The organism is Pseudomonas sp. F1_0610 (genome assembly GCF_047470865.1).
Classification (GTDB): Bacteria; Pseudomonadota; Gammaproteobacteria; order Pseudomonadales; family Pseudomonadaceae; genus JAZDRH01.
Genome location: NZ_JAZDRH010000001.1, coordinates 48,421 through 64,685, shown reverse-complemented (window position 1 = coordinate 64,685; position 16,265 = coordinate 48,421). Strand labels below are relative to the sequence as shown.

Genomic DNA, 16,265 nt, shown 5'->3' with positions numbered 1-16,265 from the left:
TTAATTGATTCTTCCTTAACGTATTAAATGGCAATTCCAAGCTAGCATTAGACAACGCCAGCTTGGTTTATTTTGAATAACTTGTTACAGCGTTAATTTACGATCTGAAGCTTTGATAAATTCTTTTTTCAAATCTTCGTAAGTGTGCACAGCTGGGAATTGAGGAAACTCATCAATCACATTTTGTGGCGCGTGGAATAAAATACCAGCGTGGGCTTCTGCCAACATAGTAGTGTCATTATACGAATCCCCTGCAGCAATAATACGGTAATACAGGCTTTTAAGTGCGATGACAGATTGACGCTTAGGGTCCTTCTGGCGCAGCTGATAGCTCACTACGCGATCGGTTTCATCTGTGATTAGCTTATGGCATAACAGCGTTGGGAAGCCTAATTGGCGCATGAGTGGCTGAGAGAACTCATAAAAGGTATCCGACAAAATAATAACTTGAAAACGCTCACGCAACCAATCAACAAATTCAACAGCACCTTCAAGTGGTTTTAGTGTTGCTATAACTTCTTGGATGTCATTCAGCTTTAGGCCATGCTCATCTAAAATGCGTAAGCGTTGTTTCATGAGTACATCGTAATCTGGAATATCACGCGTGGTAGCCCGTAACTCATCAATCCCAGTTTTTTCAGCAAACGCAATCCAGATTTCTGGTACCAGTACCCCTTCAAGGTCGAGACAGGCGATTTCCACAAATGCATCCTCAATAGGTTGAAAAGTATGCACTCTAACGACTTGCAATGCCCCCTGCAATCTTTAAGCACAGCTTTTTATTGATATATAACTAACAGGTATATATTTAACGCACAATCACAGTTAATGTTCTAAATAAAGCTTGCTACCATAGCCCAATAATTTTTATAGCTATGAGCCTAACTATGCCCAGTCTACTTGATATAGCTGCTTTAAATGAAAGCCTTGCACAAAGCTCTGCGAGGCAGATTTTAAAAAAAGCCTTCGAACTCTTTGGTAATGATATCTGCTTATCTTTTAGTGGTGCCGAGGATGTTGTGCTTATAGATATGGCAGTCAAGATAAACCCTAATCTACGCGTATTTACTCTAGATACAGGTCGTTTACACCCTGAAACCTATCGTTTTATTGAGCAAGTACGAACCCATTATCAGTTAAAAATTGAAGTGCTTTCTCCCAATGCAGAAGAACTGGCGCATTTTGTTCATGAGAAAGGTTTATTTAGCTTTTATCAAGACGGTCATAGTCAGTGCTGCAGTATTCGCAAAATAGCTCCTTTAAGACGCAAATTAAGTACAATTAGTGCTTGGATTACAGGACAACGTCGAGATCAAAGCCCTAGCACACGTAATCAGGTTGCCCATGTTGAATTAGATACAAGCTTTTCTACTCCAGAGCATCCTTTATACAAGTTCAACCCACTTGCCCAGATGAGCAGTAGTGAAATTTGGGACTATATTCGTGCTTTAGAGGTGCCCTACAACAGCTTGCATGAGCGAGGTTTTATTAGCATTGGCTGCGAGCCTTGCACTCGTCCCGTATTGCCTAATCAACATGAACGCGAAGGTCGTTGGTGGTGGGAAGAAAGCACCCATAAAGAATGTGGACTACATGCAGGCAATGTTAATTTATCATGACTTTTTCTCAACAGCTTTAGAGACTGGCACAGCCTGAATATACTTGATCATCTAACATGGCTTGGGCAGTATATTGATAATTGCGTCCACTTTTATCTTCACAATCTTGTTTAGTCACATTAAGTACCAAGGCATAGCCCTGCCAGTTTCCGCTGTAACTCACTCCAGAGGCATAGTTTGCACGTGATGTAAGCTCCGTCAAAGAACGTGCATACTTAGTGTTCGAAAAAAATAACTGATTATTTTCAATATCTGCTGTCCATAAGGGAGAATCTCCCTTAGCCTTTAAAAAAACGCTATTTTGTGTAGTTAATGGGTTGTTAGGCACCGTAGTATTTTGCGGTAATGCATTACAGCCTATTAGCAGGATAGAGAAAATAAATAGACTTAGCTTAAAAAAAGATGACATTGGCAAAATACCTTATATAGATAATTTCAATAGACCTTAATTATCTGCTAAAGGTTCCGTCTATTTATGCCAACTTCTCCTAAGTTTTGCTAAGCTTACACGTAATACTTTTATATTTACTAAGGATTTACGGTATAAGCAAGCGTCCCAGTTACGAATAAACTCTAGCAATATTACTTTTTGTTCAACTGTAAGCTGTGGCTCAATACGTTCGAAATAGCTATGTAAGCCTTCTGTTTCATGCCGTGGCAGATTTTTCTTTAATAGGAACTTATCAAGATTATTTTGCAAGCGCTGTAATGGCGTATACTTATGCACCCAAGGTTTAAACATCAACAACATAACCACTAATATAATGATGCTTATACTGCTCACTAAGAACAAGGCAATACTTTGCCAACTCCAGTTACCAAAAAGCGCTGAAAACCAACTTTCTTGCTCATCACTTTGAAAGTTAAGTACTTTTATCTGCCATTGATAATTAAGATTATCCCAGAAACCTCGCAGTTTGTTGACCCAAGCATATTTGCTGTAATTCAATGGAGAAAATGGCGATTCTGCTAAGTAGCCTTCCTGCCCAGACAAAGCCGCTTCTAAGCCTAACTCTATGCGCTCTGGCGCTACTGCGAAAGTAGGATCAATAGTTGTCCAACCTACATCGGCTTGCCAATATTCAACCCATGCATGCGCATCCAATTGCCTTACTTGCACAAAGTTTTTTTCTTGGTTAAATTCACCGCCTTGATAGCCAACAACCATTCGTGCAGGAATACCAGCTGCACGAAACATAAAAACAGCAGCCCCTGCATAATGCGCACAAAAGCCTTGGCGTGAACTAAACATAAACTCATCTACACTGTTCTCGCCTAAGGTCGGTGGAGTCAGCGTATAGTAATAAGGCTGCTGGTTAAAATATGCGAGCATTTTTTCAGCAAATGCATCCGTAGAACCTGCGTTTTCTAATAAGTTACGCGCAAACTCTCTAGACTCTATATTTCCTGTTGCAGGTAACTGCAAGTAGCGCTGTTGTTGCCGCTCCGATAAGTTTCCCTGACGTAAAGCGGCTGGCCAAGACTGTACTTTATAACCGTATAAGCTAGTTACAGGACTTAGACGTTGTAAACTAAAGTCAGATTGCTGCGTAATACCTGGCGCGCTACTAGTTGCTGTATCTAGGGCATAAAGCCAATGCTTATTGTTTGGCTCCATAATCACTTGATAATCAAGCGCTTGACCACGCCTTTGCCATTTCAATTCGCGCCCCGCCATACCCGCATAAGTATTCCCAGCAGACCACGTTTGCCCATCAAAATGACTAAAGGTAAGCGCGCGCCAGTATAAGTCTTTATGCTCTGGTGCCTTTCCTGTAAAGCTCACTCGAAACACAAGGTCAGCTGACTGACTTAATTTAGCCACATCACCTGGTGTCATGCTTTCAGATAAGCCCGTTCTTGCTTGATCGCTAGGTGCTGGCAATGCCCATAGCGGTGATAGTCTGGGAAAAAATAAAAATAGCACTAGCATTAATGGCACTGCTTGCAAAATAAGTGTCCAAGCCATACGCCAAGTTGCCATTGGTTTAATACTATTAGGGGTTTGCTGTAAGCCTATTAAGGTAGCTAGCAAAGCTGAAAATGAAATCAAGCTAAATAGAGCGGGTAATATTCCTGCATCAAACAGATAGTGAGTCAGTAAACAAAAAAAGCCTAAAAAAATCACAACCAAGGCATCTCTATTGGTACGTACCTCTATCAGTTTCAAAGTAAAAGCGCTAATGAGTAAAGCCACCCCCGCATCTACACCAATCAGCGTGCCGCGACTAAAAAAAATAGCTGCAGCACAGGCTAGCATTAAGCTGATTTTCATTAGGCTTTTAGGGTATTTAAGTTTGCTGCGATAAATCTGAATGCGCCATCCTGCACAAAATAGCCATAATAATGTCGCCCAAAAAGGCAAATAGAATGTTAGTGGTACAATAACTAAGGCTTGTGCTACCAGAAGCCAAGTAATACTAGTGCGTGGTAAGGGTTGAGCTGAAAAGCTATTCATATCATTGCCCAAATTTGGCGAGTGCTTGCAGGCACTCAGTTTGATGCAAAAGCCCTTGATCCGGACCTATAGTCTGCTGTGGTAGCTGCAACTCAAAAGTCTGCCCAGCTTGGCTTAGGCGTAGCACATGAAAGCACAAAACACTAAGTCGATATTCTGTATCACCTAGGATATCAGCATAGTTAAGCACCTGTTCTGAACCTTGTTGCATAGTAAAATTATTCACCACGAAACGATCCGTTTTTGACCATACCTTCCAGTTCACCCGCTGCATAGACTCGCCTTTCTGCCAGTCACGCAAACCATCATAATCATCAGCACCAGAGCGTTGATTTACACTGACTTGCAAATCTTTACTACCCTCTGACAGCAGCGCTTTAATATCCGCCTCAATTGGCTTAGGGTAAACTAATGCATACTGGTCAAGATCAACCAAACTCCACGCTTGCCAAATACCCAACGGAAATACTGTTTTTATTTTAATACGCCCCGCTTTCATTACACCTCGGCGAGATTGCAATAATGGTAGGTGCACTAAGGTGGGGGATTGCGCATTAGCGTCAAAACGCTGTAAATTTTCTTCACCTTCATACCAAGAAAGATTAATCGCGTAGTAAGCACGTTTATCACTGATTAACTGAATAGAGAACGAAGCCTGCTCACCTACAAAACTATCTGTTACAGAAACTGCCTGTAGTTTCAGCTGATCAAGATTTCTCCATGTATGCAAGGCCGTTAATAAACAAATGGAAAACAATAAAAAGGTCAACGCATAAGCAAGGCTATTTTGATAGTTGATTGACAATAACAACATCAAAATTAAGACAGTTCCCATGGCATAGCCTGTTATCGTAGGCAATATAAAAATTGTTTTACGATTGAGCTGCACACAGGAACTTGGTGGCAACCGCTTAGCTAGCCAGCGCTTAAACCATGTGCGCATTAGGCAACCGTTGGCGTATTATTTAATAGCCACTGCACTTGCTTGCCACCTGCTTGCAAGTTAGTGCTTACAGGCTCATTTAAGCGATGACTAACAACCGCTGGAAGTACAGCCTGTACATCTTCAGGAATGACATAGGAACGACCTGCCATGTATGCCCAAGCTTTAGCGGCGGCTAATAAACCCAAACTTGCACGAGGCGATAAGCCTTCCACAAACTGAGATTGCGAGCGTGTTGCAGTGACTAGTCGTAAAATATAGTCAATCAAGACTTCACTCGCCTCTATCTGCACCACCTCTTGCTGAGCTTTTTTTAATCCTTCAATCGTTAAGATAGCGGCTTGATTGAGTGTGCGTCTGGCGCCTCCTGCTAGTAGCAATTTTTTTTCTGCTTTTTCTGGAGGATAACCTAATGAAATACGCATTAAAAAACGGTCAAGTTGAGACTCAGGAAGAGGGAAAGTACCACTTTGTGTTGAAGGGTTTTGTGTTGCAATCACAAAAAACGGATCAGGTAATAGATGCGTTTTACCCTCTATGGAAACCTGTCGCTCCTCCATGGCCTCAAGCAAAGCACTCTGACTTTTAGGTGTGGCTCGGTTAACTTCATCAGCCAATACGACTTGAGCAAATATAGGGCCGGGGTGAAATACAAAGGCATTATTTGAGCGGTCAAAAACAGAGGTACCTAATACATCGCCTGGCAATAAATCAGAGGTAAATTGAATACGCTGATAAGACAAGCCTAAGACCTGTGCTAGCACATGGCTTAGCGTTGTTTTCCCCATACCAGGCAAATCTTCTAACAGAAGATGCCCTTTGGCTAACAAACAACAAACAGCCAAATTCACCTGATGCTCTTTACCCAAAATAACCTGATTAATTGTTTTTACACAAGCTAGCAATTGTTGGCGCACACCCTGCTCCTATGAATTAACGTCCAGCACGTGATTCTTGGATATAAAATCGTGCTTTTTTGGCCTTACGAGTACAGCCTTCAAAGGCTTCAAACTGCTGTTGCGTTTTAGCTGCAGTTAGCAACGACAAGGCTTTTGAATAGCTTACAGTGCCCGCAAAACCTTCTGCTTTAGCAATAGACAATTCTTTCCAAGCTGCATCTGTTTGGATACCACAGGCTTCTCTTTTATAACTTTTACCTTGGCAGCCCAACAAACCCATACTAATGATTAGCACAATAAGTAAACGCTGCATTTAAACATCCTCTAATGAGTGTTCTGCTTGAGTGGCTTTATGGGTTTGAGCGCTCCAATCACTTAATAGGTTATAAACCACTGCCAACAAGGTTGGCCCTAAGAATAGCCCCATAAAGCCAAAGGCAATAATGCCGCCGAAAACGCCCATTAGCACCACAACAATTGGCAAGTTACCGCCTCGGCTAATCAAATAAGGCTTTAAGAAGTTATCAACACTGCTGACAACTAATAACCCCCAAAGAGCCATAAATACACCATAACCGACTTCCCCAGTAACAAATAACCATACTGCAACAGGCCCCCAGACTAATGGCGGCCCCATAGGTATAAGGCTTAATACAAATACCATAAATGCCAGTATTAAATCGCCTGGTGCGCCCACAATCTTAAAGCCAACCCAAGCAATCAATGCCTGAGCAATAGCTGTACCTATCACCCCATTAACAACACGTTGCACAGTACCAGCGATTAAGTTCATGTAGTGATCTGCTTTTTCGCTAATCAAGCGCTGTAATAAATTACGGACTAACACGGCCAACTTAGGTCCATCACGATAAAAGAAGAATACTAAAAATAGGCTTAATGCCATTTCTAACAGGCCGCGAGCAATAGTGGCACTACGCCCTAGCAACCAGTTGCCCAGTTGACCTAAATAGGGTTTAACACTTGCCAACCAAGCCGCACCTTGTTGATCAACATTATTCCAAACTTCAACTAAGCGCTCACCTAACATAGGTACCTTACCTAGCCATGAAGGCGCCTCTGGTAGACCTTCAACCTGAAAATCGCGAACCATAACTAAACCATCGCGAATATTATCCGCAATATTAAAACCTAAATAAATTAAGGGTATTGCTACTAATAAGGTCCAAGCGCCTGTTAGAAAAAAAGCGGCCGCAGTGACATTGCCTCGCATTAGTCGTGTTGTAACGCGCATTAATGGCCATGTAGCAAAGGCTAAAACAGCTGCCCAAAATAAAGCAGACACAAAAGGTTTTAGCACCCAAATACAGGCGATTAATAAAATAATTAAGATTATTTGTGTGACTAAACGATCATTATTGATTCGTGACATTCATTCTGCCCAGTTAACGCATTAAACGAATAGATAAACCCTTTTCACCCTCTGACGCTGCCAGCTCAATTCGAGCACTCGCTATACCTTGCGCTAGCATTTGATCACGCCACAAATCAGCTGTATCGCCTTGCAAAGCTACACGCAGTGTTGAATTCTGTCTTAACATTTGTACAAATAATGCTACCCAGCGCTCATCTGGTTCTTTGTCAAGACTAAGAAAGTGAAGTACACCATCTTCTTTTAATTGTTTAAGTAAGGTAGAAGGCTCTGGATTTAGCTCAGCTTGCACTTCATCCATTTGCACCTGATTCAAATAAACATAGGCTCTTCCATTACCACGAGTCACAGTATAGACAGCAGACAAGCTTTGAGTATTAGCCTCGCTATTGATAGCTGTTAATAGTGCATAAGCTTGCTGATCATCAGGCCCGTATAACTCCGCTTGATTAAAAATTTGGTTTGCCCATAGATTGCTAGGGCCACACTCACGCCCAGTGCACCAATACAAAACATGCATTCCTTGCATTTGAAGTGCTGTTCTTACTTCATTAAATACATCTATCGCATTATAAGCTGAAGCTAGGTGCCACATTTTTTCAGTTTGAATACCGCCAGTATGTACGCTATTTCTCATACTGGCCTTACCCGCTACCCGATGAACAGCACTAGACGGATAGGTGAAGGTTGGTACTGTTTTCGTTTGTTCAAAAACTAACTGCGATTGGCGAAGCGCCAAAGGTTTTGGCTCAAGTGTTACAGCCTGCGTTGCTGAGGTAAATATCAGTAAAAACCCAATAAGACAAGAAGCACCTAAGTTTCGCATTAAAACCAACTCTCATAAGATAATAGGATTGATAGCTCTGTTAATCTCAAACTAGCAGGCGTCTTTAAAAAAAATTAAAGACACATCAAAACATGGCTGTATTAACGTTGAATTACTCTGTTTGATTTAAAAAATCATTAAAGCACTCAGCCACAGCTTGCGCACCTTGCTCATCATCTAAATGTAAATGATGCCCGCCTGGTAAAGTGTGTAGCTCAAATGGCAGCTTATCTAGAAATGGTTGTGCTGCTCGCTCACTTAACAAAATGCCTTGCTCAGCTAACACCAAGCTCACTGGGCATTTAACCGCCATAACGAAAGCCACTGCATGCGCTTTAGTAAACCTTAAGGGTGAAGGGAGTGTTAAGCGTGGATCAGTATTCCATGTATAACCACCTTTGATAGGACTCAAGCCGCGCTCAGCTAGCAACTCAGCGGCTTCACGAGACACCTTAATCAAGCCTTGCATACGTGCTCTAATACCATGTTCCAAGGTTGGATAAACAGGCTTTTGCTTATGCACTAATGCTAATTGAGCTTGCAAAGCTTCCTTAAGCTTTTCTGGTGCTTCATGTGCTTCACCCGTATAGGGTACTAACCCATCAATTAAAGCTACTCGGCTAATACGGTCCGGCATAGCGCCAGCTAATAATACTGAAACAATACCACCTAAAGAATGCCCTAATAATGAAAACTTCCCCCAACCTAAGTAATTCGCTGCAAGAAAGGCATCCATGGCATAATCCCATAGCTGATAACCTGAATCTAAGCTGCGATGAGCTGAGTAGCCATGTCCAGCCATGTCCAAGGCAACAATTTTCAAGCCTTTAAGTTTAGGCGCTAACCGTGCAAAACTCATGGCATTATCTAACCAACCATGCAGAGCTAAAACAGGTTTTCCGCCCTCTTCGCCATACACTTGGGCTGCCAATTCTGTATGAGGTAGTTGAATACGAATATCTTGAATCTTCAAATGGCTACTCTCTTAATACTCAATTTGGATGATAACTGTGCTTTAGGCTCATTAACCCTGCTGCAATAAAGTCACCCTCTAACTCTAATAATGTGCCCGTACGGAAAGCAACTGGCGGCTGCCCAGTTAGCAGCCCTGCTAGCTGCCCAACAAAAAATTGATGGGTCACTAATAAAATATTTTGATAATCACTTAATTGATCTAAGTACTTTAACGCAGCTCTTGGATTATCATCTGGCGTAGCCCAACTAGCCTGCTCAATTTTTACAGGCCTAGCTAAGATTTTTAGTACTTGATCTGTGCTTTGTTCCGCCCGTACAAAAGGGCTACTAAGAATGATATCTAATGGCTGATCGCACAAATGCACCGCACTTTGCGCAATCTCTTGCTTCCCTTGCTCAGTTAAGGCTCTTTCACTGTCATGCGCTGCATAGGCATAGGCCTGCCCGTGCCGTAGTAACCATAGTTTCATGGTTGACTATCCGATGATGAAGCCTGGGCATCATCCTGCTCTAAGTGCGATTGTGGCCAGTCGGCTACAGGCCAAGGTTTTTCTTCCGTACTAAAGCTCGAAAAGCGTCCAATAGCAGATAAGTATTGACTCAAACTATCACCAAATGACATCAAACTACTGCTGGGATAGCCTAAAATAATTCGATAAATCACTTGTAAAATAACAATAACCGCTAATATTGGTGCAGCCAAATGCCAAATACCAAAAAAAATCAGCATCCATAAAATGCGTAACACAAGCATTTCACCATTACCGCTTTGCTTGGAATTATTCACTTACACCTCGACTTAAAAACTATCTATTGAAATAAAATCAACATCAGTTTTTGGCTCGCCCCCCATTAAAGAGCCTACGACTTCTTTTATTGTTTTGTTCTCGTACACGATGGCATATAGCGCTTGTACCAGTGGCATATAGACTTCTAACTCATCAGCTTTAGCTTTTAGCACTTTAACTGTATTAACGCCTTCGGCCACTTCGCCAAGCTCTTCAATCGCACTTTCTAAACTACATCCTTGCCCCAAAGCATAACCTACTCGAAAATTTCGACTTTGTGGCGAGGTACAGGTCGCAATTAAGTCACCAATACCTGCTAAACCTAAAAAAGTCATAGGGTTAGCTCCCAGGCGCACAGCAAAACGTGTCATTTCAGCTAGCGCACGCGTTATTAATGTACTTTTCGTATTCTCTCCCATTTTCATGGCGCTTGCGATTCCAGCAATAATCGCATATACATTTTTGAGGGCACCGCCTAACTCTACACCAAAACTATCGGAGCTAGCATACACTCTAAACGTTTTGCCATGTAAAACCTGTTGCACTTCGCGGCACAGATCAGCATGTTTACTGGCAATAACAGTTGCGGTTAAAGCATGCTCAGCAACTTCCCGAGCCAAATTAGGACCTGACAAAACACCGACTTGGGCTTGAGGGGCTATTTCTTGCAAAATTTGACTCATTAACTTAAAACTTTGTGCTTCAATTCCCTTTGTTGTACTAATCAAGCGTTTAGTATTAAGTAGTTCAGCATAAGGCATTAATGCTGTGCGTAATGCAACAGAAGGAAGTGCTACAAACACAAGTTCACTCGCCGTCAAGGCAAGTAACATGTCAGTGGTAGGCTGGATATTTTTATCTAATGGAATGCCTTTCAAATAACGGGGGTTAAATCCCGTTTCACGAATAGCTTTGACTTGTTCTTCATCGCGCATCCATTGATATACAAGACTGCCATTAGCTGCCAATAAGTTGGCAATCGCAGTACCAAAGCTACCGCCTCCAAGTACTGCAACAGGTTTATTGTTCATCGAAAAAACTCTCAAGCCTTAAACGGCGATAATTGCATTATACGAAACAAGTTGTCGATAACCAGTGATAATTATTTACAGCTTAGATAAAATTATTTTTTTGTAAGTAAATATTAGGTAATAGTGTGCGCATTCTTTTACTGATAACTCTTATTTGGTATCAATTAGCCAACCTTTCAATGGCTTTAGCTACAGGTGTTTTTTGGGATGCCGAGGTTAATCCCACTAAAGTGCTGACAGCAACACGCTTACAGCAGTCACCTACTGAGGTGCCTGGCAGTTTAACGGTGCTAGATCGAGAATTAATTAAAGCCTCTAGTGCCCGTACTATTCCAGAAATGTTGCGTTTAGTGCCCGGCATGCAAGTCATTACTCAGAATGGACATACACCAAGTGTTAACTACCATGGTGGCGATCCCGAGCACTCTCGTCGCATGCAAATTTTAATTGATGGGCAATCTGTCTTAACAGCGGCTATTACCACAGTGCACTGGAATGACTTACCTATTGCCATTGATGATATAGAACGTATTGAGATATTTCGCAGCCCAAACACCGTAAGCTATGGGGCCAACTCTTTATTTGGCGTTATTAACATTATCACCCGTCCAACCCAATACACTCACAATAGCCGAATTAAAGTTAACCAAGGCGCGGACGGCATTAATGATTGGTATTTAAATACAGGTCATAGCTGGAATACAGGTGGTTCGTGGCTGTCAATTGCTAGAAAATCAGATAATGGCTTTACACAAAACACCAACAAACCACTACAACGCTCATTTAATAGTGGCAATGAGCATACCAATATTCGCTGGCAAGGCAGCCAAAACTTAGCCCACCAGCAAAAAATCAGTTGGTTCTTAGCAGGTAGCAAAGGCACAAACTATGCTCCATCTAACACCGCATCTTCATTTTTCTATGATATTTTTGGGGAGTTCCCGCAGTGGAAGCGTGAGTTACCCAATATGGATGCTAATGCCAACTTAAAAAATACCAGCTATAACGCAGGTGCGCACTGGTCTTGGGATTTATCAGAGCAGCATCTTATTGAGGCTAAAGTAGGGCTTTCTTACTTTCAAAGCAAACAAAATTGGAATAGCTGTGAACTAGCGTTGTTATACATTGACTATGACCAATGGCCCTTAGATCCAGCCGGCAATGTCATTATTCACCCAGAAAACTATGTATGTGGCAATATTCAGCAAAACTTGACAGAAAAACGTTTTGATATAGAGCTACAAGATACTTTTAACATCACGCCAGAATTACGCACTATTCAAGGGATACGTTTTCGCAAAGATTTTGCTTACTCTGATGATTATTTTAATCACTCTGCCAACCGTTATATCAGTAGCTTATTTTGGCAAGGCGAATGGCAAGCCACAAACCACTGGCTATTACAATCAGGACTGATGTTTGAACATGATAGCATTGTTGGCGAGTCTTACACTCCCCGTCTAGCTGCTAACTATTTATTCTCACCAGCGCACAGCCTAAGATTAGTTTATAGCGAAGCGACGCGCTCTCCTGACCTGTTTGACCTTAAAGGGAATCGCCAATACCGCATGCGCTTTAGTCATATTTCAGGCTTTACTCCACCCAGCTCAAACAAATACATTTTTAATTTTACAGGCAACCCTAAACTAGACCAAGAACGTATGCGCTCAATTGAGCTTGGCTATCATGGCATTTTTGAAGAACCTAGCCTCACTCTAGATATAAAGCTATTTCACGATAAAATTAATAATATTATTAGTCGTGCACCTAATATTCAAACCTTTGAAACCATTAATAATTATTCATTAAAACTCTATGGTTTTGAAATGGAGGCCGATTGGCAAATCAATGCAGATAACCGTTTCAGAAGCACCTATACTCAGCTAGAAGATAAAGGTGACTACAAACGCCATCACCACGCAATGGTAGCCACACATAAATCAAGCAAACATACAGCCAGCCTAGCTTGGTTAAAGCAATGGCCAAGTGATTGGCATACTAGCCTGATGTATTTTTACTACTCTGGCAATAAAACACTAAGCCAAAATAGACAACTACAAGCGCGCATTAGCAAATCCATGTTTCTTAAAGAGAAAGACATTACAATAGCTTTTAACTGGAGGCATGTTTTTGATCAACCCGATACCCACCAGTTAGCTGGCACCCCGTATAGCATGCGTTATAAGTCAAATTCTCAGTTTTACTTTTCAGTAGAGGCTGAATTTTAGCTTATGTGGATTTTGCGCTTACTTTGCATAGTCATACTACTGACAATGCCTACTATTGCCAGTGCAATGCCTTCTGTTATTGTAAGCGCCAATAGAAACGATGCTGCCATTAAGCTGTTTGTGCAAAGCTTAGATGCACGCCTACCAAACTACTCCGTTAGTTTTGTAGCAAGCAACGAGCTATACCAAACTACAGTTACCCCCAATAATATCTATATTTTAGTTGGTGAAAATCCCCTACGCTGGCATATGCAATTAAACAACCCACCACCGAGTATTGTACTTAAAATATCTCAAGTACAAGGGCAGCATATCTTAGGCGAACACAGAACCCATAACCAGTTACTCCTATGGAATGATCCACCAGCCAAATTACAGCTAAAGCTATTAACACTACTGAGCAAGCGCTTTAAACGTGTTGGTATCCCTTACACTGAACAAAGCGCCTTTCTAATCCCTGAAATTGAACAGGCAGCTGAAAAACTAGGCTTAAAAGTAACCACACGTCAACTATCAGCTTATGACAATATATCGGATTTACGCTACCTACTGCAGCGCAGTGATATTTTACTAGGTATAGATGACATTACACTCTACAATCCATATAGCATTAAAAGCATTTTGCTGACGAGTTATGCTGACCGCATACCTTTATTGGGTCCAAGTTTTCCTTATGTTGATGCTGGTGCATTAGCTACCGTTTACGCTGATCAAGATAACTGGATTGAATCTATTGCTTATTGGCTTAACCAGCCCGTGGATCAATGGCCTAGTGAAAGCTATGCCAGTCGTTTTAGAGTAAAAACTAACTCACAGGTAGCGCATTCGCTTAGCTTAACCCTGCCCTCAGATAGCGAACTTGCTAAGCTTTTATTATTAAAGGAAAATACATATGAATAAATGGCTTGCTGGTAGTATAAGTCGCCATACATTCTTTGTAAGCCTTGTTCCAGCTTTATTAGTAGCCTTATTACTGACAAGCTACTTTAGCATTAGTCGCATTAAAGAATTACATAGTGAAATAGAGCGCACAGGTATAGCCTTGGCTGAACAATTTGCAGCCTCCGCAGAATATAGCATTATATCTGGCAATCAAGAGTCTTTAAAAAGCCTATTAGACTCGGTATACAACACACCTAATGTCGTTTGCGTAAAAGTATTTAATCGTGAACAACAACTGGTTGAGCATATTGATACGCAAACTGAGTTTAAAGATGCGGTATTTACTGCGGAGATTTTGCATCACCCTCTTTCATTAAAGGATAGTTTTTTACCTACAGAGACATCCACGCTAGCCCCAGAATACTTAGGCTATGTATCCATTGCTATGACAAAGCAACATATACGGGCCCAGCAAATACATATTATTTTGCGCGCTATTTTCCTAACTGCTTTTGCTTTAATTATTACAGGAATTATTGCATTTAAACTCGCTAAAGGCCTAGCCACCCCTATTACCCAACTTAGCGTAGCAATTAAAGATATTCAAAAGAGCCAGCCTAATCCAGTAACACTCCCAGAATATGGTGGTGAAATTGGCGAGCTAGCGCAGCATATTGAACACTTATCCAAAGTACTTGAACATTCCAAACAACAACAACGTCAAAGCATTCAAAAACTTTCTAATGCCTACCAGGAAGCCGAGCAAGCCAATAAAGCAAAATCTGATTTTTTAGCCATGATGAGCCATGAACTACGCACACCTATGAATGGCGTGCTTGGCATGTTGCAATTACTTGAATCAACCCATCAAGATAGTGAACAGAAAAACTACACCATGATGGCTATCACTTCATGTCAACAGTTCGTCCAAGTCATCAATGATATTTTAGATTACACACGCTTTGAACATAGCCCCATGCACATTGAGCGCGTACCTTTCTCACCAGCCAAACTAGTCAACGAGCTGATTGAGATGTTTACAACCTCTGCACAGCAAAAAGGCCTTAGCTTAATTAGTCAAACGCAACCAGGTTTAGCGCAGCTCACCATGAAAAGCGACCCTGTTCGCTTAAAACAAATACTGACCAACCTCATTGGCAATGCTATCAAGTTCACCGATTCGGGCACTGTAATATTAGAAACCTCTTGGGTCTATAAAAACGCACAATCGTTGGAGCTTGTGTTTAAAGTAACAGATACTGGAATAGGTATAGCGCGTGAGCATCAAGCCGATATTTTCAGCCCATTTAATCAAGCGGATATTACTATTACTCGTCGTTATGGTGGAACTGGGCTTGGTTTAACTATTGCACGTAACCTTGCTGAACAAATGAATGGCTCTCTGATATTACAGAGTACCTTAGGCCAAGGTAGCTGCTTTACTTTCCGTGTCCCTGTAACCTTACTACAAAGCACTGCTTATACGGATTAACGCTATTTTAGACTAAAGAGTTGTGACTTTCTAAAGCAGGCCGTTGTCTGTGCTTAGGTAGATAAGTAAAACTTTGTTTTTAAGGACAAATCTTCCCACTAAAAATGTGACTCTTAAGTCTAAGTGAGAAGTCTTAACAAGTACTTATTTATAAAGTGGGTGCCCTGTATCCCACTCTTTTTCATTATTTGTCAGATTCAGGCACTTGAGGAAACAGCATGACCCAACAAAACGCCTACACCTACGAAGATTTACTACGCTGTTCACGTGGTGAACTTTTCGGTCCAGGTAACGCGCAATTGCCTGCGCCTAATATGCTCATGATTGATCGTATTACGCACATTTGTGATACCGGTGGTAAGTATGGTAAAGGTGAAATCGTTGCGGAACTTGATATTAATCCAGACCTATGGTTTTTCGGCTGCCACTTTATTGGCGACCCTGTAATGCCTGGTTGTTTAGGCTTAGACGCCATGTGGCAACTCGTGGGTTTTTATTTAGGCTGGAAAGGTAATCCTGGCCGCGGACGCGCTTTAGGTTCTGGCGAAGTCAAATTTTTTGGTCAAGTGACGCCTGAAGCAAAAAAAGTAACATATAACATTCATATTAAACGCACCATCACTCGCTCCCTGATCCTAGCCATAGCAGACGGATCTATTAGCGTTGATGGGCGTGAAATCTATAGTGCAGAAGGCTTACGTGTTGGCCTCTTCACTTCGACAGATAGCTTCTAA

General features: G+C 41.6%; 17 protein-coding genes. 5 read left to right on the top strand and 12 right to left on the bottom strand.

The features are described from left to right. Positions 1–84: 84 nt before the first annotated feature. Positions 85–702 (bottom strand): bifunctional phosphoserine phosphatase/homoserine phosphotransferase ThrH, encoded by a 618-nt coding sequence (gene thrH, locus VQ643_RS00300; RefSeq protein ID WP_414197159.1) that lies wholly within the window; start codon positions 700–702, stop codon positions 85–87. Positions 703–887: 185 nt separating this feature from the next. On the opposite strand from thrH, the gene VQ643_RS00295 reads away from it, so the two are divergent. Next, positions 888–1,619: a phosphoadenylyl-sulfate reductase gene (locus VQ643_RS00295; protein WP_414197157.1), complete on the top strand. Its 732-nt coding sequence runs from the start codon at positions 888–890 to the stop codon at positions 1,617–1,619. Positions 1,620–1,635: 16 nt separating this feature from the next. Here VQ643_RS00295 and VQ643_RS00290 read toward each other — a convergent pair whose 3' ends face one another. The 11 genes from VQ643_RS00290 to VQ643_RS00240 form a co-directional block, all read right to left on the bottom strand. Continuing rightward, a complete protein-coding gene (locus VQ643_RS00290) occupies positions 1,636–2,028 on the bottom strand; it encodes a hypothetical protein (RefSeq protein WP_414197155.1) in 393 nt (130 codons plus the stop codon). Between the two features lie 60 nt (positions 2,029–2,088). After that, positions 2,089–4,077, bottom strand: a complete 1,989-nt coding sequence (locus VQ643_RS00285) for a transglutaminaseTgpA domain-containing protein (protein ID WP_414197154.1) — start codon at positions 4,075–4,077, stop codon at positions 2,089–2,091. A 1-nt stretch (position 4,078) separates the two neighbouring features. After that, entirely contained in the window at positions 4,079–5,020 is a 942-nt protein-coding gene (locus VQ643_RS00280; RefSeq protein ID WP_414197153.1) for a DUF58 domain-containing protein, read from the bottom strand. Beyond that, positions 5,020–5,937 carry an AAA family ATPase gene (locus VQ643_RS00275; RefSeq protein ID WP_414197152.1) on the bottom strand — a complete coding sequence of 306 codons (918 nt, stop codon included), beginning with the start codon at positions 5,935–5,937 and terminating at the stop codon, positions 5,020–5,022. Before VQ643_RS00275 ends, VQ643_RS00280 begins: the two co-directional genes overlap by 1 nt. Before the next feature lie 16 nt (positions 5,938–5,953). Then, a complete protein-coding gene (locus VQ643_RS00270; protein WP_414197151.1) occupies positions 5,954–6,232 on the bottom strand; it encodes a hypothetical protein in 279 nt (92 codons plus the stop codon). Continuing rightward, the gene (locus VQ643_RS00265) at positions 6,233–7,309 is read right to left on the bottom strand and encodes an AI-2E family transporter (RefSeq protein ID WP_414197149.1); all 1,077 of its coding nucleotides are present in this window, start codon (positions 7,307–7,309) and stop codon (positions 6,233–6,235) included. 13 nt (positions 7,310–7,322) lie between these two features. Further along, positions 7,323–8,135, bottom strand: coding sequence for a DUF4892 domain-containing protein (locus VQ643_RS00260; protein WP_414197147.1), 813 nt, complete (start codon positions 8,133–8,135; stop codon positions 7,323–7,325). Positions 8,136–8,247: 112 nt separating this feature from the next. After that, positions 8,248–9,108 (bottom strand): alpha/beta fold hydrolase, encoded by an 861-nt coding sequence (locus VQ643_RS00255; protein ID WP_414197145.1) that lies wholly within the window; start codon positions 9,106–9,108, stop codon positions 8,248–8,250. Between the two features lie 19 nt (positions 9,109–9,127). Beyond that, the gene (gene sixA, locus VQ643_RS00250) at positions 9,128–9,580 is read right to left on the bottom strand and encodes a phosphohistidine phosphatase SixA (protein WP_414197143.1); all 453 of its coding nucleotides are present in this window, start codon (positions 9,578–9,580) and stop codon (positions 9,128–9,130) included. Continuing rightward, positions 9,577–9,897, bottom strand: a complete 321-nt coding sequence (locus VQ643_RS00245; RefSeq protein ID WP_414197142.1) for a DUF4389 domain-containing protein — start codon at positions 9,895–9,897, stop codon at positions 9,577–9,579. The genes sixA and VQ643_RS00245 overlap by 4 nt, the downstream gene beginning before the upstream one ends. Positions 9,898–9,909: 12 nt before the next feature. Next, positions 9,910–10,929: an NAD(P)H-dependent glycerol-3-phosphate dehydrogenase gene (locus tag VQ643_RS00240; RefSeq protein ID WP_414197141.1), complete on the bottom strand. Its 1,020-nt coding sequence runs from the start codon at positions 10,927–10,929 to the stop codon at positions 9,910–9,912. A gap of 125 nt (positions 10,930–11,054) precedes the next feature. Between VQ643_RS00240 and VQ643_RS00235 the strand changes: the two genes are divergently transcribed. The 4 genes from VQ643_RS00235 (at position 11,055) to fabA (ending at position 16,265) form a co-directional block, all read left to right on the top strand. Then, positions 11,055–13,157, top strand: a complete 2,103-nt coding sequence (locus tag VQ643_RS00235; RefSeq protein ID WP_414197140.1) for a TonB-dependent receptor plug domain-containing protein — start codon at positions 11,055–11,057, stop codon at positions 13,155–13,157. Between the two features lie 3 nt (positions 13,158–13,160). Next, positions 13,161–14,057, top strand: coding sequence for a hypothetical protein (locus tag VQ643_RS00230; protein WP_414197138.1), 897 nt, complete (start codon positions 13,161–13,163; stop codon positions 14,055–14,057). Further along, complete coding sequence (locus VQ643_RS00225; protein WP_414197137.1) at positions 14,050–15,531, top strand: ATP-binding protein; 1,482 nt, start codon at positions 14,050–14,052, stop codon at positions 15,529–15,531. Before VQ643_RS00230 ends, VQ643_RS00225 begins: the two co-directional genes overlap by 8 nt. Before the next feature lie 218 nt (positions 15,532–15,749). Continuing rightward, positions 15,750–16,265, top strand: coding sequence for a 3-hydroxyacyl-[acyl-carrier-protein] dehydratase FabA (fabA, locus tag VQ643_RS00220; protein ID WP_414197136.1), 516 nt, complete (start codon positions 15,750–15,752; stop codon positions 16,263–16,265).